The 22689-nt window shown below is 72.4% G+C and carries 24 protein-coding genes; 8 read left to right on the top strand and 16 right to left on the bottom strand.

Translation table 11 applies throughout. The features are described from left to right. Positions 1–2 precede the first annotated feature (2 nt). The gene (locus AB0I91_RS29945; protein WP_499639940.1) at positions 3–572 is read right to left on the bottom strand and encodes a TetR/AcrR family transcriptional regulator; all 570 of its coding nucleotides are present in this window, start codon (positions 570–572) and stop codon (positions 3–5) included. Between the two features lie 90 nt (positions 573–662). On the opposite strand from AB0I91_RS29945, the gene AB0I91_RS29940 reads away from it, so the two are divergent. After that, positions 663–1613 carry a ketopantoate reductase family protein gene (locus tag AB0I91_RS29940; RefSeq protein ID WP_499609104.1) on the top strand — a complete coding sequence of 317 codons (951 nt, stop codon included), beginning with the start codon at positions 663–665 and terminating at the stop codon, positions 1611–1613. Between the two features lie 104 nt (positions 1614–1717). Here AB0I91_RS29940 and AB0I91_RS29935 read toward each other — a convergent pair whose 3' ends face one another. Together AB0I91_RS29935 and AB0I91_RS29930 are read right to left on the bottom strand one after the other, a co-directional pair. Beyond that, a complete protein-coding gene (locus AB0I91_RS29935) occupies positions 1718–3394 on the bottom strand; it encodes a S8 family serine peptidase (RefSeq protein ID WP_499609374.1) in 1677 nt (558 codons plus the stop codon). A gap of 185 nt (positions 3395–3579) precedes the next feature. Then, complete coding sequence (locus tag AB0I91_RS29930) at positions 3580–4155, bottom strand: DUF4240 domain-containing protein (RefSeq protein WP_499609106.1); 576 nt, start codon at positions 4153–4155, stop codon at positions 3580–3582. Positions 4156–4360: 205 nt separating this feature from the next. On the opposite strand from AB0I91_RS29930, the gene AB0I91_RS29925 reads away from it, so the two are divergent. The 3 genes from AB0I91_RS29925 (at position 4361) to AB0I91_RS29915 (ending at position 7537) form a co-directional block, all read left to right on the top strand. Continuing rightward, positions 4361–5521 carry a hypothetical protein gene (locus AB0I91_RS29925; protein ID WP_499639938.1) on the top strand — a complete coding sequence of 387 codons (1161 nt, stop codon included), beginning with the start codon at positions 4361–4363 and terminating at the stop codon, positions 5519–5521. Between the two features lie 71 nt (positions 5522–5592). Continuing rightward, positions 5593–6519, top strand: coding sequence for a hypothetical protein (locus AB0I91_RS29920; protein ID WP_499609111.1), 927 nt, complete (start codon positions 5593–5595; stop codon positions 6517–6519). Between the two features lie 139 nt (positions 6520–6658). Beyond that, positions 6659–7537 carry a phosphotransferase gene (locus tag AB0I91_RS29915; RefSeq protein ID WP_499609114.1) on the top strand — a complete coding sequence of 293 codons (879 nt, stop codon included), beginning with the start codon at positions 6659–6661 and terminating at the stop codon, positions 7535–7537. A gap of 88 nt (positions 7538–7625) precedes the next feature. On the opposite strand, the gene AB0I91_RS29910 is transcribed toward AB0I91_RS29915, so the two are convergent. The 11 genes from AB0I91_RS29910 to AB0I91_RS29860 all read right to left on the bottom strand — a co-directional run bounded on the left by AB0I91_RS29910 (position 7626) and on the right by AB0I91_RS29860 (position 15966). Beyond that, positions 7626–8558: a hypothetical protein gene (locus tag AB0I91_RS29910; RefSeq protein WP_498778065.1), complete on the bottom strand. Its 933-nt coding sequence runs from the start codon at positions 8556–8558 to the stop codon at positions 7626–7628. Positions 8559–8636: 78 nt separating this feature from the next. Continuing rightward, positions 8637–8972 carry a lysozyme family protein gene (locus AB0I91_RS29905; protein WP_499639936.1) on the bottom strand — a complete coding sequence of 112 codons (336 nt, stop codon included), beginning with the start codon at positions 8970–8972 and terminating at the stop codon, positions 8637–8639. 113 nt (positions 8973–9085) lie between these two features. After that, on the bottom strand, positions 9086–10240 hold the full coding sequence (locus AB0I91_RS29900; RefSeq protein ID WP_499639934.1) for a PrsW family intramembrane metalloprotease: 1155 nt from the start codon (positions 10238–10240) through the stop codon (positions 9086–9088). Continuing rightward, positions 10237–10881 (bottom strand): hypothetical protein, encoded by a 645-nt coding sequence (locus AB0I91_RS29895; protein ID WP_499639932.1) that lies wholly within the window; start codon positions 10879–10881, stop codon positions 10237–10239. Before AB0I91_RS29895 ends, AB0I91_RS29900 begins: the two co-directional genes overlap by 4 nt. A gap of 195 nt (positions 10882–11076) precedes the next feature. After that, positions 11077–11988 (bottom strand): hypothetical protein, encoded by a 912-nt coding sequence (locus AB0I91_RS29890; RefSeq protein ID WP_499609126.1) that lies wholly within the window; start codon positions 11986–11988, stop codon positions 11077–11079. After that, a complete protein-coding gene (locus tag AB0I91_RS29885) occupies positions 11988–12488 on the bottom strand; it encodes a SigE family RNA polymerase sigma factor (protein ID WP_498778055.1) in 501 nt (166 codons plus the stop codon). The genes AB0I91_RS29890 and AB0I91_RS29885 overlap by 1 nt, the downstream gene beginning before the upstream one ends. Positions 12489–12579: 91 nt before the next feature. Further along, positions 12580–13398, bottom strand: a complete 819-nt coding sequence (locus tag AB0I91_RS29880; RefSeq protein ID WP_499639930.1) for an NAD(P)H-binding protein — start codon at positions 13396–13398, stop codon at positions 12580–12582. Beyond that, positions 13395–14273, bottom strand: coding sequence for an alpha/beta hydrolase (locus AB0I91_RS29875; protein ID WP_499639928.1), 879 nt, complete (start codon positions 14271–14273; stop codon positions 13395–13397). The genes AB0I91_RS29880 and AB0I91_RS29875 overlap by 4 nt, the downstream gene beginning before the upstream one ends. Then, positions 14270–14725, bottom strand: coding sequence for a nuclear transport factor 2 family protein (locus tag AB0I91_RS29870; RefSeq protein WP_499639926.1), 456 nt, complete (start codon positions 14723–14725; stop codon positions 14270–14272). Before AB0I91_RS29870 ends, AB0I91_RS29875 begins: the two co-directional genes overlap by 4 nt. Continuing rightward, positions 14722–15126: a nuclear transport factor 2 family protein gene (locus tag AB0I91_RS29865; RefSeq protein ID WP_499639924.1), complete on the bottom strand. Its 405-nt coding sequence runs from the start codon at positions 15124–15126 to the stop codon at positions 14722–14724. Before AB0I91_RS29865 ends, AB0I91_RS29870 begins: the two co-directional genes overlap by 4 nt. 90 nt (positions 15127–15216) lie before the next feature. Then, positions 15217–15966, bottom strand: coding sequence for a TetR/AcrR family transcriptional regulator (locus AB0I91_RS29860; RefSeq protein ID WP_499639922.1), 750 nt, complete (start codon positions 15964–15966; stop codon positions 15217–15219). 112 nt (positions 15967–16078) lie between these two features. Here AB0I91_RS29860 and AB0I91_RS29855 point away from each other — a divergent pair, with 112 nt between their 5' ends. Further along, on the top strand, positions 16079–17269 hold the full coding sequence (locus AB0I91_RS29855) for a DUF418 domain-containing protein (RefSeq protein WP_499639920.1): 1191 nt from the start codon (positions 16079–16081) through the stop codon (positions 17267–17269). Between the two features lie 23 nt (positions 17270–17292). Continuing rightward, positions 17293–18216 carry a hypothetical protein gene (locus AB0I91_RS29850; RefSeq protein ID WP_499639918.1) on the top strand — a complete coding sequence of 308 codons (924 nt, stop codon included), beginning with the start codon at positions 17293–17295 and terminating at the stop codon, positions 18214–18216. A gap of 128 nt (positions 18217–18344) precedes the next feature. Here AB0I91_RS29850 and AB0I91_RS29845 read toward each other — a convergent pair whose 3' ends face one another. Beyond that, positions 18345–19478, bottom strand: coding sequence for an epoxide hydrolase family protein (locus tag AB0I91_RS29845; RefSeq protein WP_499639916.1), 1134 nt, complete (start codon positions 19476–19478; stop codon positions 18345–18347). Between the two features lie 60 nt (positions 19479–19538). On the opposite strand from AB0I91_RS29845, the gene AB0I91_RS29840 reads away from it, so the two are divergent. Together AB0I91_RS29840 and AB0I91_RS29835 are read left to right on the top strand one after the other, a co-directional pair. Then, on the top strand, positions 19539–20486 hold the full coding sequence (locus tag AB0I91_RS29840) for a helix-turn-helix transcriptional regulator (protein WP_499639914.1): 948 nt from the start codon (positions 19539–19541) through the stop codon (positions 20484–20486). A gap of 375 nt (positions 20487–20861) precedes the next feature. Next, positions 20862–21419: a hypothetical protein gene (locus tag AB0I91_RS29835; protein WP_499639912.1), complete on the top strand. Its 558-nt coding sequence runs from the start codon at positions 20862–20864 to the stop codon at positions 21417–21419. Positions 21420–21629: 210 nt separating this feature from the next. Here the strand turns inward: AB0I91_RS29835 and AB0I91_RS29830 are convergent, their stop codons facing one another. Then, complete coding sequence (locus AB0I91_RS29830; RefSeq protein ID WP_499639910.1) at positions 21630–22637, bottom strand: carbon-nitrogen hydrolase family protein; 1008 nt, start codon at positions 22635–22637, stop codon at positions 21630–21632. Positions 22638–22689: the final 52 nt, after the last annotated feature.

Genomic DNA, 22689 nt, shown 5'->3' with positions numbered 1-22689 from the left:
ATCTAGTGCGGGCGGCGCAGCCCGTCCAGGACGAGGGTGATGACACCGTCGGCCTCGGTCCGCCAATCGGGGCGGTCATGGGCCGCGCCGATGCCGTGCAACGCCATCATGACGGCGCCGGCGCCCACATCCTCGCGGACGGCGCCCTCCCGCACGGCGGCGGCCACCAGGTCGGTGACAGCCTGCTCCAGCGCTCGGCTGCCCTCGGCGAGGGCGCCCGTGCGATCGGCCATGAGCGTGGCCAGCGTCCGGGCCAGGCCCTTGTGGGTATCCAGGTGGTCGACCACGCCGCGGAGGAAGGTCGCCAACGCCTCCGCGGCGGGCAGCGCGGCCCGCAGTTGGCGGGCGCGGTCGCACAGCGCGGCGACTTCCCCGTGGTAGACCGCCTCGGCCAGCGCCTCGCGGGTGGGGAAGTGGCGGTACAGCGTGCCGGTGCCCACCCCGGCCAGGCGTGCGAAGTCGTCGAAGCGCAGGTCGAAGAACTCACCGGCGTCGAAGACCTCCCGTGCCTTGGCGAGCAGGGCCTCGCGCTTGCGTCGGGCGTCGGCCCGCAGCGGCTTGTCGGCGGTCATGCGCTACCTCGCGTTGACAAATGGAGATGACCTCCATATTTTGGAAAGCGGAGATGATCTCCAGATCGATCGTACCCCACGAGGTGCACCTTGAAGATCCTGATGTTCGGCCGGGGCGCGATCGCCACCGTCCACGGCTGGGCCCTGCACCAGGCGGGGCACGACGTCGAGTTCTACGTCCGCCCGGGTCGTGCGGCGACGTACGGGGAAGCGGTCGACCTCGAGCTGCACGACACGCGGCGCCGGGTGTGGGGGCCGCGCGTCGTCGAGCGGTGGCCGGTGCGCTACCGCGAGGAACTGGAGCCCGACCACGACTTCGACCTGATCGTGCTGAGCGTGCCGCACTACCGCCTCGCGGAGGCGGCGGCTTTTCTGGCGCCGCGCGTCGGCCGGGCCACCGTCCTGGTCTTCGGCAACGTCTGGGCCGAGCCGTTGGCCGCGATCGGCGCACTCCCGGTGGAGCAGGTCGTGTGGGGCTTCCCCCAAGCCGGTGGCGGCTTCGGCGAGGACGGCGTGCTGCGCGGCACGCTGCTGCCGGCGGTCGTCTTCGGCACCCTCGATCAACCCCCGACCGACCGTGGCCGGGCCGTGCGCCAGGCGTTTCGCGAGGCCGGTTTCCGGCCGCGCGAGCGACCCGACTTCCGCGGCTGGCTGTGGATCCACTTCGTGGCGGACGCCGGCCTGCACGCGCAGGGCCTGCGGCGGGGGTCGTTGGCCGAGCTGGCCGGGGCGGCGGGCGACTTGCGCGAGGCGCTGCTGACCAGCCGCGAACTCCTGCCGCTCCTCGAAGCGCGCGGCCTCGACCTGCGACGTCACCGGCGCGGCGGGCTGCTGTTCCGGGCGCCCGCCTGGCTGACGGCCCGCGTGCTGGCCTGGCTCACCGCGCATGTCCCGCCGGTGCGCACGAGCTTCGAGGTGCACTCCGACCCCGACGCTCGGGAGCCGCGGGAAGTCTGCCGGGACGTGCTGGCGGAAGCACGGCGCCTTGGCCTTGCGGTGCCGCGACTGGAAGCGGCCGAACCGAACTTCGCGCGAACCTGAGCGGCGCGTCGGCGCGGACGCTGCCCTGACCGCGGTGGCCCCGGCCTGGCCCAGCCGCGAATCACGGGCCCGGTCGTCCCGGACCCGTGACTCGCGACCGACCGTCAGAGGAAGTCGCCGCCGCGGGTCACGGCGCCGTAGGCGTCCACGATGCCGTGGCCGTAGAAGCCGTTGAACGCGGTGTCGCCGACGCAGGTCGCGGTGAACTCGGCCGGCCTGCCGACGTTCTCGTAGGACACGGTCCGCGGCTCGGGGCACGCCCGCGGCGTGGCCGTGCCGTACAGCACCGCCTCGACCTGGTCCGGCGACATGGTCAGCGTGCCGGGGTGTGCCCGGTCGCGCTTGCCGAACTGGCTGACCACGAGCGCGGCCACGCCCGCGGCGTGCGGCGCGGCCATCGACGTGCCCTGTGCGTAGCGGTAGAAGCCGCAGGTGGTCGCGTCGCAGTACTTGGCCACCCCGGCTGCCTGGCCCTTGGCGGTGATGGTGCCGTCGGCGTCGATGTCACCCGCCGTCAGCGCCACGTTGCGCGGGTAGGCGGAACGGATCTGGTTCTCGTTCGTCCGGTACCAGTCCGTGCCGAACCCGTCGCGGAAGTAGCCGCCGGGCGCGGACAGGGCGGTCTGCTCGACGCCGTAGTTGGAGTAGTCGGCCTTGGCCGTCGACGGGCCGAGCGCGGAGATCGAGATGACGTGGTCGCCCTCGGTGGGGAGGTTGAGGCACGTGGTGTTGTCGACCGGGCGTGGGTAGGCGGAGCCCGGCGGGTAGTTCGGGCTGGCCACGTCGGTCCGCGGGTTGCCCTGGTCCTCGTGGTTGTTGCCGCCCGCGCCGATCAGCGTCACGCCCTTGCCGTGCGCGTAGTTCAGCGCGCGCTGGATGGCGGCGATCGTGGTCCGCTGGGCGATCTGCGCCTCGGGGCTGTCGGCCGGGTTGGCCGTGCAGTTCATGTACCAGGGGTCGACGAAGAACGACATGTTGATCACGTCGAGGCCGACGTCGGCGCCGTAGGTCAGCGCGTCCACGACGGGCTGGAGGAAGAAGAAGCCGGAGTCCTGGCCGCCTCGGATGTTGACCAGCGACACGTTCGGGGCGACGCCGGACACGCCGAAGCCGTTGGCCGCCGCGCCGATGGTGCCCGCGACGTGGGTGCCGTGGCCGCCGTCGTCGCGGTCGGCGGGGTCGACGCAGCCGCGGAACTCGCACGGCCCGTCCAACACGCCGCCGTTGGAGTCGTTCGGGATGTCGATGGTGAAGTTGCGGGACAGCGCGCGGTTGAAGTTGGGCGCGATGTCGGGGTGGGTGCCGTCCACGCCGGTGTCCAGCACGCCGACGTAGACCCGCTGGTCACCGGCCTGCCGGACGCGGGCGATGTCGGAGCGCACCAGGCGCAGGCCCCACAGGGCGTCGTCGAGCGGGTCCAGGCCGTCCGCGGTCGTCCGGGGCGTGGTCGGGGCCTTGGGGTTGGTCGCGGCGCCGACGTGCTCGTTCTCGACGTCGTGCCACTCACGGGTCCGCTGTCCGCCGATCCCGGGCGCCTGCCCGATCGGTCGCACCGGGGCCGCGCCGAACACCGCGTCGGCGGCGGTGACGCGCTGGACGAACCCGGTGGCCGGCGCCTTCACGGTCAGCGTGCCGACCGCGGTGTTCTCCGCGGTGACCCGTCCGCCGGCGGCGCGGACGGCGGCACGTGCGGCCTGGGTCGACGCGCCGGCCTCCACCAGGACGGTGTAGTCGGTGTCGTGCGGCTGGGCGGTCGCGGGCTGGGTCATGGCCAACGCCATCACCGCCGCCCCGGCCACGGAGAGCGCGCGCCGGGCTAATCGTCTGGGTCTCAAGGGTGTCTCCTCCCACAGGGACAGTTCGAGTCGCGACACCTTGTCACAGCGAACCGCCGGTGGTCAGGAGTCATTCGTCGGAACTCTGGGACGCGGTGGGTGATACCTCGACCCGGTCGACCCGTTGAGCGTCAGGACAGGAACAGCGCGGACAGCCGGGGCAGGTGCTCGCGGAACGCGTCGTCGTCGGACCAGTGCCAGCTCGGTCCCGCCGGTTCGTCCGGCCGCGTCAACGTGGCGAGCGCCTGGTCGACGGCCTCGTGGAACGACTCCGTTTCGCCGCGCACGCGTCGGTACGCCTCTTCGACGCACGTGCTGATCGCCTGGAAGCCGAGCCAGCCGTCGCCGTCCTCACCGGCCATCGCGCGGACCACGGGCAGGTCGGCGAGCGTGTCGGGGTCGTCGACCGCGCGGGTGAACACGTCCCGGCCTTGGAGGATGAGCCCGTCGCGGAAGTCCATGAACCCGTCGTCACCGCAGCCGCCCTCGATCAGGTACGCCGCGTGCCACAACGGGTGGCGGTACGCCGAGTCCGTGACCTGGATGAAGGTGATCTCCCAGTCGACGACGTCGTCAGGGCTGAGCTTCGAGAGCTCGTCGGTCAGCGCGTCGGGCAGCGGATCGTCCGCGTGGTTGCGGTCTCCCGCGCGCTCACCGACCGCGATGCGGGCTCGTTCGACCACGGCCCACCAGTCGTCGATCTTCACCCGCGCATCGTATAGGCGAACGACGTTCGGGTTGAGCGGTCGTGTCCTGGTGCCCAACGGCGCGCACGACGTCGCCGGCGCCCGTCCCCGCGTGGCACGGGCACCGGCTACGTGCCGGCGACTAGGGTTCCCCGGAATCGGCACAAGGCGTGCGGTGAAAGGGGATTCCGTGGAGCCCAACGGGGACGACTTAGACTTGGACGACATGCTCGCCGACATGGCGGCGCCGTCGACGCCCGCCGAACGGGCGGCGGTCCGCCGACAGGCGCAGGCGCTGCTCGACGCCGTCCAGCACGGGGCGACGGTGGACCGGGGGTCCGCGCCGCAGGGCGCGAGCCCGGTGGCGGTGGTCGGGCACGACACGTTCGACGGCACCCTGTTCCCGGCGTTCGACCCCCTGAAGCTCCAGACCCGGGTCGCGGACACCACCGACGGCGGCATCACCCAGCTCGTCATCGCGAGCGGTGGGGCGGGGATGACCGCGGTGACGCTGGGCGCGGGCGTCGCGAAGATCAAAGAGCGTTACCTGGCGATCTCCGACGGGGCCGCGGTCCTCGACCCGGGCGAACCGCACGCCGCGATCATCTCGGCGCTGCTCGCCGCCAAGCCGAAGTCGACGGCCCTGTGCGACCTCGTCGGTGAGCCGGACCTCGACCTCCCGTTGCCCCACGCGGCGGCCGTCATGGCCTTCCTCGAGGCGTACCCGCGGTTCTGGGGCGTCCTGACCGGCAAGTGCCGCGTCGCGTTCAGGTCGTCCCGCGCGGACGGCAGGGGTGGCGGGCTGTACGAGGCCGACACGATCCACCTGTCCGGCATGATCGCCACGCCGCCCGGCGTGTTCATCCGCCTGCTGGTGCACGAGACGGGTCACGCCACGTTCGAGCCGACCCTCCTGGCCGACCGGCCGATGCCGCCCGAGCTGACCCGGGGCGAGGTGGCCGGTCTCCCGGCGAAGTACGACCCCCTGCCACCCGGTCGGGCCGAGCACCTGGTCCTGGCGCAGCACGGCCGGGACCTCCGACGCGTCCACGACTACTGGAACCTGATGTCGCTCGACGCCAAGGCGTTCTACCACGCCTGGCTGACGCTGCGCGGGCACCGGGACCGCCTGCTCGGCCTGGAGCTGTGGCGTGACCCCAAGGGCAACCGGCTGGACGGCGACCAGCGGCAGAAGTACCAGGCGGGGAGCTTCAGCGAGTTCTGCGCCGAGGTGTTCATGCAGTACGCGATCGGCGACCTGCACCCGTACCTCGTGGCGCTCCTGCGCGACGCGACCGTCGAGCCCGAGGTGAAGGTGGCTTGGCGCAACGCCTGGCACGTCCTGGACCAGGTCGCCGCGCCGATCCTCGGTCCCCGCGCCGGCTGACCCGTGCCCACGAGCGACGACGGCGGCCGATTGTCGTTGTCGGTGTGGGCCGGTTGGGTCATGATCGTGCGGTGGCACTCGACTGGGGGTACTTCCGCTGGCTGTACGAGGCTCTGCACGACGAGGACGACGTCGACGCGCGGCGGCGGTTCCTGAGCGGTGAGCGGCGGGCGGTGGCCGACCACTTGGCGGGGTTGGCGCCGCTGCGCACGCGGGAGCGGATACCGGCCGGCGGGTACACCGTGGACGACGAGCAGCTGTGGCTGATGCTGGAGCTGTACGCGTTGAGCCGGGTCAGCGACCACCTGATCGCCCTGCACGGCGAGGTCGGCGTCACCGGTGGACGTGCCGTCGTCGAGGGTGGCGTCGGTCGGATCCGCACGTGCCCGCCGGCACACGCGGTGCACACGGAGTTCTTCACCGCCGTCGGGCTTACCCCGTTCGGGCACGTCGAGGCGTTCTCCCCGTTCCACCACGAGATCGTCGCCGTGGTGCAGGACCCGTCCGCGACGAGCGTGACCGTGGAGGAGGTGCTGTGGCCCGGCTTCTGGTTCGGTGACCTGCTGTTCAGCCGAGCCGGCGTGCGGGTGAGGGCGCCGCGGCACCTGATCGACGCCACCGTGGCCACGACCTCCGTGCTGTACTTCACCTTCCGCCGGGGTCAGCGGCCGACCAACGACCTGTCCCACGGGTGGGGTTCCCAGTCGCAGTGGCGGACGAGCTTCCCCCGGTTCTACTCCGACGAGGAAGGTCTGCACCTCAACTGGGACGGCGAGGTGGACATCGGCGCCGACCCTCCCGTCCCCGCGGGCGACGGTCCCGACGACGACGTCCCGCTGGACCAACGCCGGGAACTGTTGCTGCACCGCTGTTTCGTCCGCGGCGACCCGCCCCGCGACGCGGACGACCGGTTCCCCTACGTCGATCGGCTCAGCCTCACCACGGCCCAGTGGCCCCTGCGCCCGGAAGCGGTCACGCACGTGCCGTGGAGCCGATGACGCACCGGCAGGTCGGCCGAGGAGACTGCCTGTGCGCGTGTCGCCGGTGACCCGGATCCAGCGTGCGTGGACACCAGAGCAAGGACGGCTGACGGGCGCGCGGCCCGTGCCCGAGGACAGGCAGGAGGCACACCCCGGTATGCCGGACATCGACGTGCGGGTCCACGAGGTCATCGGGCTGGTGCGGCGGGAGCGCGGCTTGGCGCTGACGCTGGTCGGCAGGTTCGCCAAGGGCGATGAGGGCGCCTACGAGGTGACCGGGCCGGACGGCGCCCGGTTGGTGCTCAAGTGGTTGCCCTGGGGACGGGAGGCCCGGCACGCCGAGACGCACGTGGAGCCCGCGCTGGCGAGGCTGCGGGCGGCGGGCTGCCCGATTCCGCGCCAGGTCGCCGCCGGACGGGTGGGCGAGTTGTGGTTCGAGCTGCAGGAGTTCGTGGCGGGCAACCCGGTCGAGCACGTCGACGACGTCACGCTGGAGCAGTTGATCGCGGTGGTCGGCCACGAGCGGGGAGCCGGTTCGGGGGCGGGCGGGGAGTGGTGGGACCTCGTCCTGGGCGGGTTGTTCGAGGATCGGTCGCCGCTGTGCCGGCCTTCGGCGTTGGTGGGAGGCGAGCAGCCGGTTTCGGAGTTGCTGTCCCGCCTGCGCGCGTCGGCCGCCGCGGCGCCGCTGCCCGAGCGGGTCCCGGACGACCTGGTCCACTTCGACTTCGGGCCTGCCAACGTGCTCGTCGACGGCGGTCGGGTGACGGCGGTGCTGGACTGGCGGTCGTGCCGCACCGGTGACGCCTCCTACGACCTGGTGACCGTCGACTGGGACCTGGCGGCCTGGCCGAAGGCCGAGCCGGGGGTCCGCGAGCGGCTGGGGGAGGAGATCCTGCGCACCACCGACCGCGGCGCGCTGGCGGTCTACGCGGCGCACTGCGTGTTGCGAAACCTCACGTGGGCGAGCGGCACCGAGTGGTCCGAGCACGTCGTGCGCACGGGCCACGAGTTCCTCGACCGCTGGGCCGGTGCCTGAGTTCATGCGAACGGGGTCGCCGGTCGGCCGGACGCGCGTGCCGACAGTCCGGCGACGCCTCCGCACCGACACCCGGTCGCGAGCGGTCTCAGCCGCCGGCGGCAGGCCCGGTCAGGGCGGCTTTGAGCGCGTCCAGCGCGTGCCGCAGTTCCAGCAGTGCCTCGAAGGTGGCCCTGCCCTGCTCGAACAGCCGGGCCACGGACCGGCGCGGAGTCCTGCGCCCGGAGGCGTCCACCAGCGCCGAGGCCTGCTCGTACCAGCTGTGGTCGGGGTTGCGGGCGGCTGCGATCGCGGCGGAGAAGCGGGCGATCTCGGCCTTGGCACGGGCGGCGTCCCCGGCTGGGATCTTCCCGCGCAGCTCCAGCCAGTCCGCTCGCATCATCGTCACCGACACCGGCCGCACCACGTCCCGCCACAGCGACAGCGCGGTACGCATCGCTGCCGCGGCGTCGGTCGAGATGGATCCACGCGGCGGGACGGTCGCCGACGCGGCGCGCAACGCGGTCTGCAGACTCCGCACGTCCGGATCCGTGGCAGCGGGCATGCGACTGTCCAGGAACCGCAGGTAGATCTCGAAGTCGCGGGGGATCGGCTCGCGGGGGACGGGCTCGGCACCGGCCCGTTCGTCGCGGGTCCGCTCAGCCACCGTGGATTGTCGCAGGCTTGTCATCGCTCGCCTGCGCAGCGCGAGGAGCTGTTCTTGGCGCTCCGCCAACTGTCGCAGCTCCTCGGCCACGTGGGTCTCGAACTCGTCTTTCGACAGGCGCTGGATCAGCAGCACCACGATCGGCACGCCGAAGAGCCCGCCGGTCACGGTGGTCAGCAGGTTCGTCAGGAACGGCAGGGAGCTCCACCACCCGAGAACGTCCAGGAACACGCCCGTGACGGCGAGGACGCCGCCCGCTGTCCACAGGACCCACGCACCTGTCCGCAGCGAGGAGTTGGTCTCCCGCCACGTCTTGACGACGAAGCGCCCTAACAGCCGCAGCCGTACGCCCCGGGAAGAATCGAACCCCGCCATCGGCACCCCTCCGTTGCCCCACCACCTGAGCGAAAGATCTACCGCACGCAACGCCGGAATGCACCCGATCCGCGCACATCACAGCCCACCTGCGCGGTCGACGAGTCCGCGGCAGGGCACCGCGGTGACCACGCGGGGGCTGCCGTAGGCGTTTTGGCTCTGGTGCAGGCACGAGATGTGGGCGGAGAGGTTGCTGTCGAGCGCCGCGCCGTTGTTCCACTGGTTGCTCGTCTGGCCGCGGCAGCGGTCGCACTTGTTGCGCGGCATGTACCAGCTCTGCTTGAAGATGCCGAAGTTGGCGGCGTCGTAGGTCTTGTTGTCGCCGTAGGGGTACCCCAGCCGTCCCCTCGACACGCTCGGGCCGGAGGGGCAGCGGGCCGTCGCCGCGGGCCAGTGCCACCGCACCGTCCACATCCGGTTCAGCGTGGGATCACGAGGATGTAGCGAAAGATGAGCAAGACCGGTTGCTCGTGGCCGCGGACCCGGACGTGGTCGCCGTGCAGGTTCCGTCGTGCTGGCGGGTCGGGTCAGGGGATGGTGCGGAGGCGGAGGAGTTCGGCTCGGGCGCGGGCGACGTGGAGCGTTTCCTCACCGCGTGCGCGTGCGATCTCGTGGGCCAGGTCCTGCGCCCCCTCGATCAGGTGTCGTGCCCGGCGGCGGCTGTGCAGGTGTTTGCGGTAGGCCTTGCGTTGCTTGCGCAGGCCGCTGACGGCGTCGAGCAGAGGCGGGTCGACGGCTCCGGTCGCGAGCTCGGGTTCGAGCAGGTCCCGGATCCAGGCGCGTTCCCGCCGTGCGGCGTGCCGCAGGACGGAGAACAGGGTGGCCAGTTCGACGACCACGACGAGCGGGAGCAGGACGACGAACAGGGCGCCGCCGCCACTGAGGCCCGCCAGGTCGTCCCACGCGAAGTGGAACACCATCGCGGTGAGCATGGCCAGGATGCCGCGCGGCACGTTGCGCTCGCCGGGCGTACGGCCCAGCACCCACATCAGGCCGGTGCAGAAGATCGCGCTGAACAACGCGTGCGACACGATCCCGGATGCGCCCCGGAGGAGGAACACCTGCAGCGACGAGCTGAACTGGTCGACGCCGAAGCTCTGCGTCGCGCCGTTGAACACGTACAGCACGTCCTCGAAGACCTCGAACCCCAGGCCGATGAACGCGCCGATGATGAACCCGTCGTAGGCGCTGCGGACCAGGCGCGGGGCCAGACCGATGAGCAGCACCAGCCCGAGCGCCTTGCCGAGCTCCTCGCTGATCGGCGCGCTCAGCCCGGCCGCCCAGTCGGCGGCGAACCCGGTGCCGCCGACCTTCGCCCAGATGTCGAGCAACGCGGTGTTGGCCGGGAGGGCGATCCAGAACGTCGCGGCCACCCCGCCCCAGGCGAACCCGGTCGCCAACAGGCCCGCGGGCTGGCGGGTGTAGCGGTTGTGGTGGCGCAGGAGCAGCAGCCAAGGCACCAGGTAGAGCCCGAACAGCAGCACGCCCCCGGTCAGCGCCGGCGCGTAGAACCCGCCGCCCTGGCCGAAGTAGCGCAGCATCGTCAGCGCACCGCCGCCGACACCGAGCAGGTACACCCAGAACGCCGCGTTGTGCGGCTGGAGGAACCGGAACGGCAGGCCCCACCCGGACTGCTCGATCGCGGCCAGCTGTGCCGCCTTGCCCGCGGCGACGTCGCTCATCGTCGGTCTCCGGGCGTGATGCTGCGCAGCAACGCCGCCACCGCGCCCCGGTAGCGCTCGAACTGGCCCGGCGAGGTGCGGACCCGGACCAGCAGCGCGGGTGCCGCCTCGGCCGACCCGTCCGCGCCGACGGCCACCTTGAACGCCACGTCGAGCCCGTCGCCGCTCGGGCCGGTGGAGCTCTGCGCGACGCCCACCACACCCGCGTCGGTGGTCAGCGTGGCGCGGGACCCGCCCACGCCGGGCACGTCGTCGCCCTGCGAGCGCTGCACCTGGTCGAGGAACTGCTCCGCGGCGCCCTTGAAGGCCGCGCCCCGCAGCTCCACCGTCGCCCCGCCCGAGGCCAGCAGCGCCTGGAGCCCGACCGGGTTCTCCTGCCCCTCGCCGACCAGGGTGCCGCTCTCCAGGTGCCAGCCGACCGGCGGCACCGCCGTCGCGCCGTCACCCAGGTCCAGCACGTCACCGGCCCGGATCTCGTTGTGCCAGGGGATCGCCGCGTTGAGCGCCGGCAGCCCGTAGATCAGCCCCAACGAGATCACCAGGACGACGAAGGCGGGCGTGAACGTCCGCCGGTCGAGCCCGAGGACGCGGTGCTCGACCGGCACCCACCCGGCCTCGGGCTCCTGCGCACCAGTGGCCACCGGCGACTCCTCTCGGCCCGACGCGGCCCCCTTGGGACGCGGCGGCCCCCTGGGAAGCACTCGCCGTACTGTAGGCACGCCGCACACCCGCCGCATGGCGGAGTGCCCGCAGGCCAAGGGGCCGAAGGCCGGCGGCAGACCACCGTCCTTCGACCCCGACCTCGCCCCTCTCCGCGACGTCGTCGAGCGCGGGCGCTAGCCCGGGAACATCGTCAGTTCCGGGTCGACGCCGATCGCGACCAGCTGGTCGAGGGTCAGCGGCGGCTTCGACGCGGTCGGCGCGTTACCGGACTTGCCGGAGGTGCCGACGTTCTCGGCCTGGACGAGGACCCGCGTGCCGTCCTCCCGGTGGACCAGCACCTGGTGCATGGTGATGCCGCCCCCCATGTCCGCCGTCTGCTTGATGATCTCCTCCCCACGGGGGCCGGTCTCCGTCACGCAGAAGATCCGGATCCCGAGGCCGGGGTAGTCGCACAGGGGGCCCAGGCCGTCGTGCCAGGTCGGTTCCATGAGGACGAAGATGTTCCCGCTCCCGTCGGCCGTCGTCGTGGTCGCCCACGCCTCGAAGGTGGCGTTGGTGTCGCAGATGGACACCTCGACACCCGGGTCGGTCGGGTTCAGCTGGTGGTAGTCGAGCGGCCCGTGTGGCGTGCCCGCCGGGTAGTCGCCCGCCGGGTTGGCCGACAGCTCCAGGTCCGGCCGCTGTGCCTTGACCGCGTCCGTCGTCGCCTGGGTCAGCCGCGCGGCTGCTTCGGCCGCGGGCTCCAGCCTGCCCCCGCACTGGGGCGGTGGCACCTTGACGTCCACCGTGTCCACCGACGGCGTGCCGACCTTCGAGCCGGCCGGCTGGTGCTGCGTGGTCGAGGACGGCGACGCCGTGGTCGTGGCGCCCGGCGGCCCACCGACCGGCGTGCCCCCACCGTCACCGCTGGTCAGCGTGTACGCGACGGCGCCGGTCAGCACCACGACGGCCACCCCGGCCGCGACCGCCGGGTTCGCCACCCGGCGAAGCCGGACCGCGCGGCGGCCGCGGGCGATGACCGCGTCCACGTCGACCGTGGACGGCGGCACCTCCCCGATCGCGTCGTCGAACAGCTGCTTGTCCATCAGTACCCCTCCCTGGTCGCCTGCGCCGCGCCCGTACGCAACGTGTCGAGCCCCCGCGCGGTCTGGCTCTTCACGGTGCCCACCGAGCAGCCGAGGATCTCGGCGGTCTCCTCCACCGAGAGGTCGAGGTAGAGGCGCAGCACGACGGCGGCCCGCCGCCGCGGCGGGAGCCCGTCGAGCAGGTCGAGCAGCTGGGCCCGGTCGACCACGGCGAACTCGGCCGCCGTCGGCAGCTCGGGCGGCTCCTCCACGGACTGCTCCCGACGCCACGGCCTCCGCTTCTCGTCCAACCAGGTGCGCAGCAGCGCCTTGCGGACGTACGCGTCGATGCCGGCCGTCCGGCCGACCCTCGGCCAGTGCCGGTACAGCTTGCTGATGGTGATCGACACGAGGTCGTCCGCCGTGTGCCAGTCCCGGCACAGGAGGTACGCGGCGCGCCGCATGGACTCCATCCGAGCCGTCACGTACTCGCGGTACGCGTTCTCCTCGGACCGTTTCACTCGGTGACCTCCTGTGTCGTGCCTCTACACAACCAGGAACGCACCCCGTGTGCCCCGAGGTTGCCCGACGAAGGAAGGATCACGAAACCGCTCAGCGGAACAGCCCGGCGTGGGCGGTGGCCCACTGCTCGAACGTGCGGGGCGGCCGGCCGGTGACCTGCTCCACGGTGGGGTGCACGGTCGTCTCGTCGATCGTGCGGTCGCGGTAGAAGCTGAAGAACGCCCGGACGTACTCGGGCGGCGTGGTGGCGCTCATCCGCTCCCTGGCCTCGTCGTCACCCAACGCGTGGAAGCGCAGGTCACGGCCCAGCACCCGGCCCAGGATCCGCACCCGGTCCTCGGGCAGGAGCGCCTCGGGCCCGCTCAGCGGGTAGGCACGGCCCTCGTGACCCGGCTCCAGCAGCGCCGCGACGGCCACGGCCGCGATGTCGGCCGGGTCGACCGACGCGATGGGCACGTCGCCGAACGCGTCGCTCACCACGTCGCCCGCGCGCAGCTGGGGCAGCCACCGCAGGGCGTTCGACGTGAACGCGGCCGGCCGCAGGAACGTCCAGTCCACACCGGACTCCCGGACCGCCGCCTCCGACTCGACCATGTAGGCCGACACGGCGTTGGCGGTGTCGGTGGCCACGGCGGCCTGGCTGGACAGCAGCACCACCCGCTCGACCCCGGCGGCGGCGATCCGGCGGAGCAGTCCGGGCATGTCGCGGTAACCGGGCAGCAGGAAGACGCCGCGGACGCCGTCGAGCGCGGGGTCGACGGAGTCCGGCCGGTCCAGGTCGCCGACGACCTGCTCGACCGGCAGTTCGACGGGTCCGCGCACCAGGGCGCGCACGGGTGCGCCGGCCCGCGCCAGCGCGTGGACGACCTCGCCGCCGACGTTGCCGGTGGCTCCGGTGACGAGGATCATCGCAGCGTTCTCCCGAAGTGGGCGGCGGCGGTGTCGGCCGACAGCGTCACCTGGTGCTCCTGGTCGTAGAAGTCGAACTGCGTGCCCTGAGTCCACAGGATGTCCGCGGGACCGGTCAGCCCGGCGTGGAAGCGGCGGGCGCCGTCGGGGATGGCGGCGTCCTCGCTGTGCACGAGCAGGGTGGGCCGGGTGATCCGCGGCGCGAGGGCGATGGAGTCGTAGGTGAGCCAGTCCGGCCAGGACATGACGGCGAACCGGTTGGGCCACGACGGGATGCCGCCGCGGTCCGGGTTGAGGTAGAAGTCGATGTCGTAGGGCATGGCGGCCCGGGGATCGGTGGCGCTGACCACGGGCACGTAGTCGATCTCGCCCGTCTCGTCGTAGCGGGAGCGCGCCTCGCGGCCGATCTCGATCTTCTCCGCGACCGCGTCCGCGCCGCCGTAGGCCACCTCGCAGATCGCCGCGTCGTGCAGCCACGGCGCGACCAGGGCGAGGGACTTCACGCGGGGGTCGCGGGCGGTGTTGTCCGCCATGTACATCGCCGCGGCGCAGATGCCCAGCGCGCCCAGCCGGTCGCCGTCCACGGCGGGGTGGGCGGCCAGGAAGCCCACCGCGTGGTGGATGTCGCGGACCTTGCGCGCCGGGTCCTCCACGTCCCGCGGCTCGCCCGCGGACTCGCCGAAGCCCGTGAAGTCGAACGACAGGGCCGCGTAGCCGCGGTCGGCCAGGCGCCGCGCGTAGCGGTCGGCCATCAGCTCCTTGACGCTGGTCCACGTGCCCGCGACCACCACGCCGGGCGCCCGTTCGACGCCGTCGGGCAGGAACAGGTTGCCGGTGAGGGTCACGCCGTCGCTGTCGAAGGTGACCTTGTTCATGCGTACTCCAGGGTTGCCTTGGTGATCAGGCCGTCGGTGATGTCGAAGCCGTAGTCGGCGCGGAAACCGCCCGCGCCGCCGGGCTGGAAGCGGACGAGCAGGGTGACGCCGCCGGGCCGCGGGCCGTGGTCGAGCAGGGTGTAGGCGCCGCCGACCACCTCGGCCTCGGCCCAGGCGCGGATCGCGTCCCGGTCGCGGATCTCCCGCCCGACGTCCACCACCACGGCGTCGGGCGCGAACGCGGCGGCCACCGCGTCGGCGTCCCGCGCGGCGACGGCGTCCAGGTAGCGCCGCGCCGCCGGGTCGAGGGTGTCGACCGAGGCGGTCGTCGGGGGAACCGGGTGGACGGCGTCGGTGACGACCGCGCGCAGGAAGTCGTCACCGGCCACGAGCGCCGCCGCGCCGGCCACCAGGACGGCGGCGGCCACGCCCGCGATCACCGCCGGCCTCACCGCTCACCTTCGCTCCACGCCACCGTCAGCACCACGCCACCGATCCGCCAGCCCTCGCCGGTGCGGACCAGGTCGAAGCGGTAGAAGCCGCCGAGCGTCCACAGGGCGCCGTCGGGCTTGCGGTGGGTGGCCTGGCCGGTGGCGGTGCACACCGCGGTGTCGCCCGTGACGGTCACCGGCTGGTTGCCGAGCAGGTGCTGGGTCGCCGCGTAGGCGCCCAGCCCGGCCCGCCAGCCCTCGATGATCCGCGCGGGCGTCAGGGTGACCGGTTCGCCGCCGTTGAGGCTGGTGTAGTCGAGGGTCACCTCGTCGGCGAACACCCGGCCGAGCCGGTCCCACTCGCGGTGGTCGGCGTGCCAGGCCATGGCGGTGCAGGTGTCGATGACGTCGGATCGGTCCATGACGCCAGGATGTCGATCACCGGCGGTCGCGCGGAAGAGCGAGCGGTTGCAGGAGTCCGTGCAGGATCGTGCACGGCGGACGTTGCGCGGTCAGGTGCGGGCGATCCGCGCGGCCACGCCGTCCAGGATGACGTCCAGGCCCAGTGAGAAGTCGGCGTCGGCCATGTCCACGCCGGCGACGACCGGCGGCGCGGAGAACAACGTCGACGAGAACAGCCGTGCGGTCTCCGGGAACCGGCCGCCCTGCACGAGGCGGGCCAGGGCCACTGCCCAGTCGCGTTCGGCCTCGGCCTGCTCCTGGCCCTCGGCCCTGGCCGCGGTGAACTCGCCGTCCTGGCGGGCGGAGTGGATCACGTACCCGCCGACCAGGGACAGCACGCCGAGCTTGTGCGGCCAGTCCAGACCGGTCCGGGCCAGGACCACCAGGGCGGCCTCCATCCAGGCGACCTGGTTCGGCCCGGAGGGCGGTCCGGAGGCCGGCACCTGCACCAGCCAGGGCCGGCGCCGGAAGATCGCCCGCTGGCCGAACGCCCAGTCGCGCAGGCCGTCGCGCCAGCCCTCGCCGGCCGGTTCCGGCGGCGGGCCGAGCGCGTGGTCGGCCATGAGCACGAGCAGTTCGTCCTTCGAGCCGACGTGCCGGTAGAGCGACATGCCGGTGAAGCCGAGCGCCTGGGCCACCTTGGGCAGGGTCACGCCGCCGAGCCCGTCGCGGTCGGCGATCTCCACCGCGGTCGTGACGACCCGGTCGATGTCCAGCGCCGGTCGCCGCCCGAGGCGCGAGGGCTCGGACATCCGCCACAACCGGCGCAACGCCGCCGGAACGAAGTCCTCGCTCGCCATGCCCTCGTGTCCACTTCGGCCGATTTCGCCCCATCATGCCAGAAGCAATTAGTTTGCACCTGATACTTTGTCAGGCACACTAATGCTGGCCAATCACAACCTGGGGGAACGCATGAGGTTCGACGCCGCGCCACGCACGACCAGGGGTCCGGTCCGGCCCGGTGAACGGGCCCTCGCGCCCGACCTGGCCCGGGGCGTGATGCTGCTGATCATCGCGCTGGCCAACGCCGCGGGCGTGGTCTTCGCGGGGGAGCCGGGCCTCGACCCGGCGCCCGAGGGGGTCGACCGGGGCCTCACCTTCCTGCTCTTCGACCTCGCCCACGCCCGCGGCTACCCGGTCTTCGCGGTGATGTTCGGCTACGGGCTCGTCCAGCTCGCCCGCCGCCAGGCGGCCTCCGGCGCCACGCCGGGCGAGGTCCGCTCGGTGCTCGTGCGCCGCAACGCGTGGCTCGTCGCGTTCGGACTCGTGCACGGCACCCTGCTGTACTACGGCGACTTCCTCGGCGCGTACGGGATCGTCGGTCTCGTGATGACGCTGGCGCTGCTGCGCCGCGGCGACAAGTTCCACCGGATCGCGCTGGTCATCTGGGCGGTGGCCGCGGTCGAGGTCGTCGTGATCGCCGTCGTCGCGCTCGGCGGCGTGCTCGGGTCGACCGGGTCCGCCCCGCTGCCCGTGGACCACGTCGCGTCCCTCGTCGCGCCCGACTACCTCACGTCGTTGCTCGACCGGCTCGGCGAGTGGCCGGTGCACACCGCGACCGCCCTGCCGTTCGTCCTGATCTCGTGGCTGGGCATGTGGGCCGCACGCCGCCGCGTGCTGGAGGAGCCGGCGCGCCACGTGGCCGTGCTCCGGTGGACCGCCGTCGTCGGGATCGGCCTCTCGGTCGCCGGCGGGCTCCCGGCCGCACTGGTGGGCGCGGGTTGGCTGCACGTGGACGAGTCGACGGCGGAGCTGGTGCTGCTGCTGCACGGCGGCAGCGGGATGTTCGCCGGTCCGGGCTACGTGGCGGTGTTCGGCCTGCTCGCCATGCGGGTCACGCCGTCCGGCCGGGTCGTCGGCGCCCTCGCCGCGCTGGGGCGGCGGTCGCTGTCGGGGTACCTGTTCCAGTCGGTGGCGTGGCTGGTGCTGCTGGCGCCGTTCACCCTCGCCCTCGACGAGCGGTTCGCGAGCCCGACCCTGGTCGGCGTGGTCGTCGCGGTCGCGGTGTGGCTCGTCGCCGTGCTGGTCGCCGCGGCGTCGCCCACCCGGCCCGGCCCGGCCGAGTCCGTCCTGCGGCGCCTGACCTACGGGCCCCGGCGCTAGGCCGGCTCCGGGGAGGGGGAACCATGACAGGCCTGCTCGACCTCGGCCTCACCGCGGACCAGGAACGGCTGTACCGCCACCTGCTGCGCAGCCGCACGTCCGATGTGGACAGCGCGGGCGCCGAGCTGCTCATGCCGAACGCCCGCGCGGTCGCCGCACAGCTGCGCGCGCTGGGCCTGGTGGACGACGCGGCGACCGCGGTGGAGCCGGCGGTCGCGGTCGACCTGCTGGTGCGCCACCGCCTGGAGCGGACGCGGCGGCAGCTGGCCGGGCTGACCCGGGCGTGGGACGTGCTCACCGAGCTGAGCGAGGAGCACCGCAGCGGCCGGCCCGTGCACCTGGTCGAGCACGTCCCGGACGGCTCGGCCGCGGTGCGGCGCGTCCTGGGCCTGCTGGCCGACGAGCCGGGCGAGCTCGCCCGGGTGCGCGACGGCGTCCACGACGACGGGACCGGCACGCCGTTCGCCGGCCTGCTGGCGCGCGGGTTGCGCAGCCGGACGCTGGTGCCGGCCGACGCCCTGGAGGACCCGGGCCGGTACGACCACGTCCGCAAGTGGCACGCGGTCGGCGACCGGCACCGCGTCACGACCGAGCCGGTGCGCCATCTCGTCCTGGTCAACCGCGCGGTCGCGTTCGTCCGGGCCGACCCGGCGGAGCACGCGGGAGGCGTGCTGCAGATCCGCCAGCCCGGCCTGGTCGCGATGCTGGTCGACGTCTTCGACGGCACGTGGTCGCGCGCGCGGGACCTCGACGACCACCCCTTGTCCCCGATCGAACGGAGGGTGCTGCACGCCCTGGCCCACCACGACACCGACGAATCGGCCGCCCGCTCGCTGCACGTCTCGGTCCGCAAGTTCCGCGGCCACGTGGCGGACCTGATGGCCCGGGCCGGCGCGAGCACCCGCTTCCAGGCGGCCCTGGCCGCCAAGCAGCGCGGCTGGCTCTGACCCCGTGACGCCCCCAGGCCCGCTGCGAATCGGGCTTGCCCCCGACCGAACCGGGACTGAAACGCGGATGCCGCACATGCGAGGGGCATGTGCGGCATCCGCGGGGTGGGGAGGCCGTTGCCGGGAGGTCACCGCAGCGCGGTGAAGAACGCCCGGATGTCGTCCACCACGATCTCCGGGACTTCGAGTGCGGCGAAGTGGCCGCCCTTCTCGAACCGGCTCCAGTGCACGATGTTGGAGTTGTCCCGTTCCGCGAACACCTTGATGGTCTGGAAGTCGTCGGCGAACACGGCCACGCCGGTGGGGGAGGCGTTCACCGGGGCGGGCTCGTCGGCGGGGGCGGCCGCGTTGTCGAAGTAGGACCGGGTCATGCCCGCGGCGGCGTTCGCGAACCAGTTGACGGACACCTCGGTGAGGATGGTCTCCAGCGGCACCAGGGACGTGCCGTTGCCGAAGGAGTTGAACAGCTCGCTGTAGGCGAGCATCCCGACCGGCGAGTCGCTGAGCCCGGCCGCGACCGTCTGCGGCCTGCTGGCGTTCATGGTGTTGTAGCCGCCGACCTTCTGGAACCACCGCATGTGCTCCAGACCGGCGTAGTCCTGCGGTTCGAGTCGTTCGAACTCCGCGGGGTCGCCCGACGGGAAGGAGAACAGCTGCAGCACGTGCAACCCCAGGAAGCCCTCCGGGGCGAGGATGCCGAGCTCGCGGGCGACCATCGCGCCGTTGTCCGAGCCGTGGACGCCGTAGCGCTGGTAGCCGAGCCTGCGCATGAGGGTGTCGTAGGCGCGGGCCACGCGGGCGGTGGTCCAGCCCGGTTCGGTGACCGGGTTGGAAAAGCCGAAGCCGGGCGCGTCCGGCACGACGACGTGGAACGCGTCCTCGGCGCGCCCGCCGTGGGCGACGGGGTCGGTGAGCCCGCCGATCAGGTCGAGGTAGTCGACCGACGAGCCGGGGTAGGTGTGCGCGAGCAGCAGCGGCGTCGCGCCCTCGTGCGGCGACTCGACGTGGATGAAGTGGATCGGCTGGTCCTCGATCTCGGTGACGAAGTGCGGGTGGGCGTTGATGCGCTCCTCGGCGGCGCGCCAGTCGAACGCGCGCCACGCCGCCACGGCCTCCCGCAGGTAGTGGTTGGGGGTGCCGTGCTCCCAGGTGTCGCCCGGCGCCGGCTGCGGCAGGCGGGTGCGGTCGAGGCGACCGGTCAGGTCGTCCAGCTCGGCCTGCGTGACCTCGATGCGGAAGGGGCGGATCTCCGTGTTCGTCATGGCACAGACGTTAGAGTGCCTATAGGAAAGGTTCGTTCCTATAAGACGGAGGTCGTCGTAGTGACCGCGGACACATCGGCGCGGCTCCTCGCGCTCCTGGCGCTGTTCCAGTCACGCCCGTCGTGGAGCGGCACCGAACTCGCCGAGCGGCTGGGCGTCACGACCCGCACCATCCGCAACGACGTGGAGCGCCTGCGCACGCTGGACTACCCCGTCGAGGCCACCCGCGGCGCGACGGGCGGCTACCGGCTCGGCGCGGGCGGCAAGCTACCCCCGCTGCTCCTGGACGACGAGGAGGCGGTGGCCGTGGCGATCGGGTTGCGCGCCGGCCGCGGCATCGCCGGGCTGGAGACCTCCAGCGCCCGCGCGCTGGCCAAGCTCGAACAGGTCCTGCCGCCACGCCTGCGTCCGACGGTGGAGGCGCTGGCCTCGGTCGTCGACCACGCGCCGGAGAACACCGACACCGACGCCCCGGACCCCGAGGTCGACCCCGCCGTGCTGCGCACCATCGCGACCGCGATCCACGACGTCGAGTGGTTCCGCTTCGACTACCGGGACACCTCGCTGCTCGTCGAGCCCTACCGCCTGCTCGCCTGGAAGCGACGCTGGTACCTCGTGGCCCGCGACCCGTCCAGCGGCGAGTGGGACGTCTACCGGGCGGACTGGATCACGCCACGCATGCGCACCCACCGCCGGTTCGCCCCCACCGCCTTGCCCGACGAGGATTACACGAGCTTCACCATGCGCCGTGTCGCGTTCACGGGCTGGCAGGTGCACGCACGCCTCCGGGTCGACGCACCGGCCCAAGCCGTCCTCGACCGGATCCACCCCGGCGTCGGCGTGGTCGAGACCGTCAACGACACCACCTCGGTCCTCGTCACCGGCGCCGACTCACTGGACACGATCGCCGCCTACATCGGCATGCTGGGCATGGACTTCACCGTCGAGTCGCCCAGCGAACTCAGGCCGCTGCTGCACACCCTCGCCGACCGCTACGCCCGCGCCTGACCAGGGAGCCCACCTTGGGGCGTCGTCCTAGAAAGGCGCGAAGAGCCCCGCCCACGACACCGATGGCGTCCTGAGCCCCGCCGCCCAGGTCCTCAGAGTTCGAGACGCTCCTCGCGTTACCGCGCGCACCTGTCGTCGCACATACCAGCGGCCGGCAGGACGGCGCCGCGGTTCCCTGCGAGCCACGCGGCGCGCCTCTCCAACCACCTCAAGTGCCATCCGGCCACCATCCGCCGCACTCACATCGGCATGTCCATGCGTTGCCCGCTGCACCACACCGGTCGAGGGGCGGCCCGGTGCCGACGGTTCGGGTCGGCGTCCGTTTGCCGTTGGATGAGCGCCTGAGTCGTCCGGAGAGCCGGCAGGCTGGGATCCGTGAACCCGATTGTTGCGCAGGTGTTGACCATCGTCGGTGTCCTGCTCGGCTCAGCCGCGACGTTCGTCGTCACGTCCGCTACCGAGCGGATCCGCTGGCGACGAGCGCAGTCCGCCCGGTGGGACGACAAACGCCTCGTCGCGTATTCGGAGTACGCCAACGCGGTCAAGCACATGGTCCGGCTGTGCCGCCGGATCGCGGAGACCAAGGGGCTGCTGTCCACGGGTCAGCCCATCGACCTCGACTCCGCGTTCACGGCCCTCGCGGAGGCGGAGACCGAACGAGCCGCGCGGTGGGAGACCGTCCTGCTCCTCGGCGAGCCGTCGACCATCGCCGCCGCACGAACGTGGAGCGAGCAGGTGTGGCGGCTGGAGCACATCCTGCGCGAGGACGACCCCGACCCGTCCTCCTTCGCCGACGCCTACCGCAGTGCCATGCGACTGCGCAACGAGTTCTACGCCCGTGCCCGCGCGGACCTCGACATCACCAGTGGCCCACTGCCCGAACTCACGTGGAAATCGCTCGACCCGCCGCACGACCGCCCCGCTGCGCCGTGACGGCCGATCAGCGCCATGAGAGTGCGTTGCCGACCCTCGTTCGAACCTCGACCGAGCGCAGTCCTACTAACTCCTCTGGCAGAAGCCTCAACACAGGCCGGATCACGAGCTTTCGGACGTCCTGACATCGGCATGAGCGGATAGCGGCGCTGACGGTCCCTTCCGGTGGTGGCCGGCCCGATCTTCCCGTGGCGGCTTCTGCAAGGACCTCTAGAACGAGTGGACGTCGTTGCTCCTGCGGTCTTCGGGGACGAAGTGCGGCTCATAGATCCCCGATCGCGCGGTGCGCCTCCACCGCCGTGCGCCGTTCTCCCGACTGCTGTCGAGGTCGACAAGTGCCAGTCCGGGCCTCCCGACCTCGAGGCACCGGGCGTCCCAGTGCCCCGTCGGAGAGATCACACCGGATGGCACGCCCCACGTCGGCCCCGCGTAGCTGACCCAATAGCGGTTGGCGGCCGCATGCGCCCGTGCTTCGGCGGCGAACGTCCCGTCGTCGGGCCGCTCACCCGGCCCGTGTGTCGAGAACAGGACGCAGTCGACGTCGAGCCGTTCCTGCTCGAGGAACAGCTCGGGGAAGTGGACCTCCATCCCGAGCAGGAGCCCGAACCGCAGACCGCCGACGGTGAACGTCTGCGGGCTCGATCCGGGCGTGTACAGGTAGGTGATCTTGGTGTTCGACAACATGCGCTCGTCGTACCGCGTGACGAGCCGCCCCTGGTCGGAGATCACGTACAGGCTGTTGTGCGGACGGTGGGGCGAGGTCAGGCGATGGGTTGAGCCGAGCACGGTCCAGAGCCCCAGTTCCCCAACCAGTGCCGCGATCGCGGTCAGCTCCTGCCGCTGCGCGCCCCAGGCGAACAGGTCCCAGTTCGCCGGCCCGGCCTCGGCCGGGTCGCCACCGGACAGGATGTACTTGCCGGGAACGCAGATCGCGCTTTCGGGGAAGTGCACGAGCGTCGCACCCGCGTCGTGCGCCTCACTCATCATCCGACGGATGTCGCGCCCGCCGGCGCGGAACTCGGCGCTGTCACGAGGTTCGCTGCGCATGGTGGTCTGGGCCACGGCCAGCCGCACGTGGTCGGATTCCGGCATGGCTTCTCGTGTCGGAGTCGGCCGGAAGTGACCCAGGCGGAAGTGTCGCAGGGCAGTCGAATAGGACTGCCCGGTCTTGGCCGCGCGGGCTCGGACCTTGCGCTTGAAATTCCGGTTCGCTGTCATGAGAGGGCCTTCCGGATCCCGGACGACGGTCCCCCGGCGACCACCACGCCCG

Source organism: Actinosynnema sp. NPDC049800 (genome assembly GCF_040656635.1).
GTDB lineage: Bacteria > Actinomycetota > Actinomycetes > Mycobacteriales > Pseudonocardiaceae > Actinosynnema.
This window is presented reverse-complemented; position numbering and strand designations above follow the sequence as displayed.

Coding starts and splice junctions, on each gene's coding strand:
- AB0I91_RS29900 (WP_499639934.1), bottom strand. CDS start 10,240: ATGAGCGACGTCGCCGCGGGCAAGGCGGCACAGCTGGCCGCGATCGAG.
- AB0I91_RS29915 (WP_499609114.1), top strand. CDS start 6,659: ATGCCGGACATCGACGTGCGGGTCCACGAGGTCATCGGGCTGGTGCGG.
- AB0I91_RS29850 (WP_499639918.1), top strand. CDS start 17,293: ATGACAGGCCTGCTCGACCTCGGCCTCACCGCGGACCAGGAACGGCTG.
- AB0I91_RS29855 (WP_499639920.1), top strand. CDS start 16,079: ATGAGGTTCGACGCCGCGCCACGCACGACCAGGGGTCCGGTCCGGCCC.
- AB0I91_RS29865 (WP_499639924.1), bottom strand. CDS start 15,126: ATGGACCGATCCGACGTCATCGACACCTGCACCGCCATGGCCTGGCAC.
- AB0I91_RS29945 (WP_499639940.1), bottom strand. CDS start 572: ATGACCGCCGACAAGCCGCTGCGGGCCGACGCCCGACGCAAGCGCGAG.
- AB0I91_RS29925 (WP_499639938.1), top strand. CDS start 4,361: ATGCTCGCCGACATGGCGGCGCCGTCGACGCCCGCCGAACGGGCGGCG.
- AB0I91_RS29860 (WP_499639922.1), bottom strand. CDS start 15,966: ATGGCGAGCGAGGACTTCGTTCCGGCGGCGTTGCGCCGGTTGTGGCGG.
- AB0I91_RS29875 (WP_499639928.1), bottom strand. CDS start 14,273: ATGAACAAGGTCACCTTCGACAGCGACGGCGTGACCCTCACCGGCAAC.
- AB0I91_RS29905 (WP_499639936.1), bottom strand. CDS start 8,972: ATGTGGACGGTGCGGTGGCACTGGCCCGCGGCGACGGCCCGCTGCCCC.
- AB0I91_RS29880 (WP_499639930.1), bottom strand. CDS start 13,398: ATGATCCTCGTCACCGGAGCCACCGGCAACGTCGGCGGCGAGGTCGTC.
- AB0I91_RS29845 (WP_499639916.1), bottom strand. CDS start 19,478: ATGACGAACACGGAGATCCGCCCCTTCCGCATCGAGGTCACGCAGGCC.
- AB0I91_RS29935 (WP_499609374.1), bottom strand. CDS start 3,394: ATGGCGTTGGCCATGACCCAGCCCGCGACCGCCCAGCCGCACGACACC.
- AB0I91_RS29890 (WP_499609126.1), bottom strand. CDS start 11,988: ATGGACAAGCAGCTGTTCGACGACGCGATCGGGGAGGTGCCGCCGTCC.
- AB0I91_RS29830 (WP_499639910.1), bottom strand. CDS start 22,637: ATGACAGCGAACCGGAATTTCAAGCGCAAGGTCCGAGCCCGCGCGGCC.
- AB0I91_RS29910 (WP_498778065.1), bottom strand. CDS start 8,558: ATGGCGGGGTTCGATTCTTCCCGGGGCGTACGGCTGCGGCTGTTAGGG.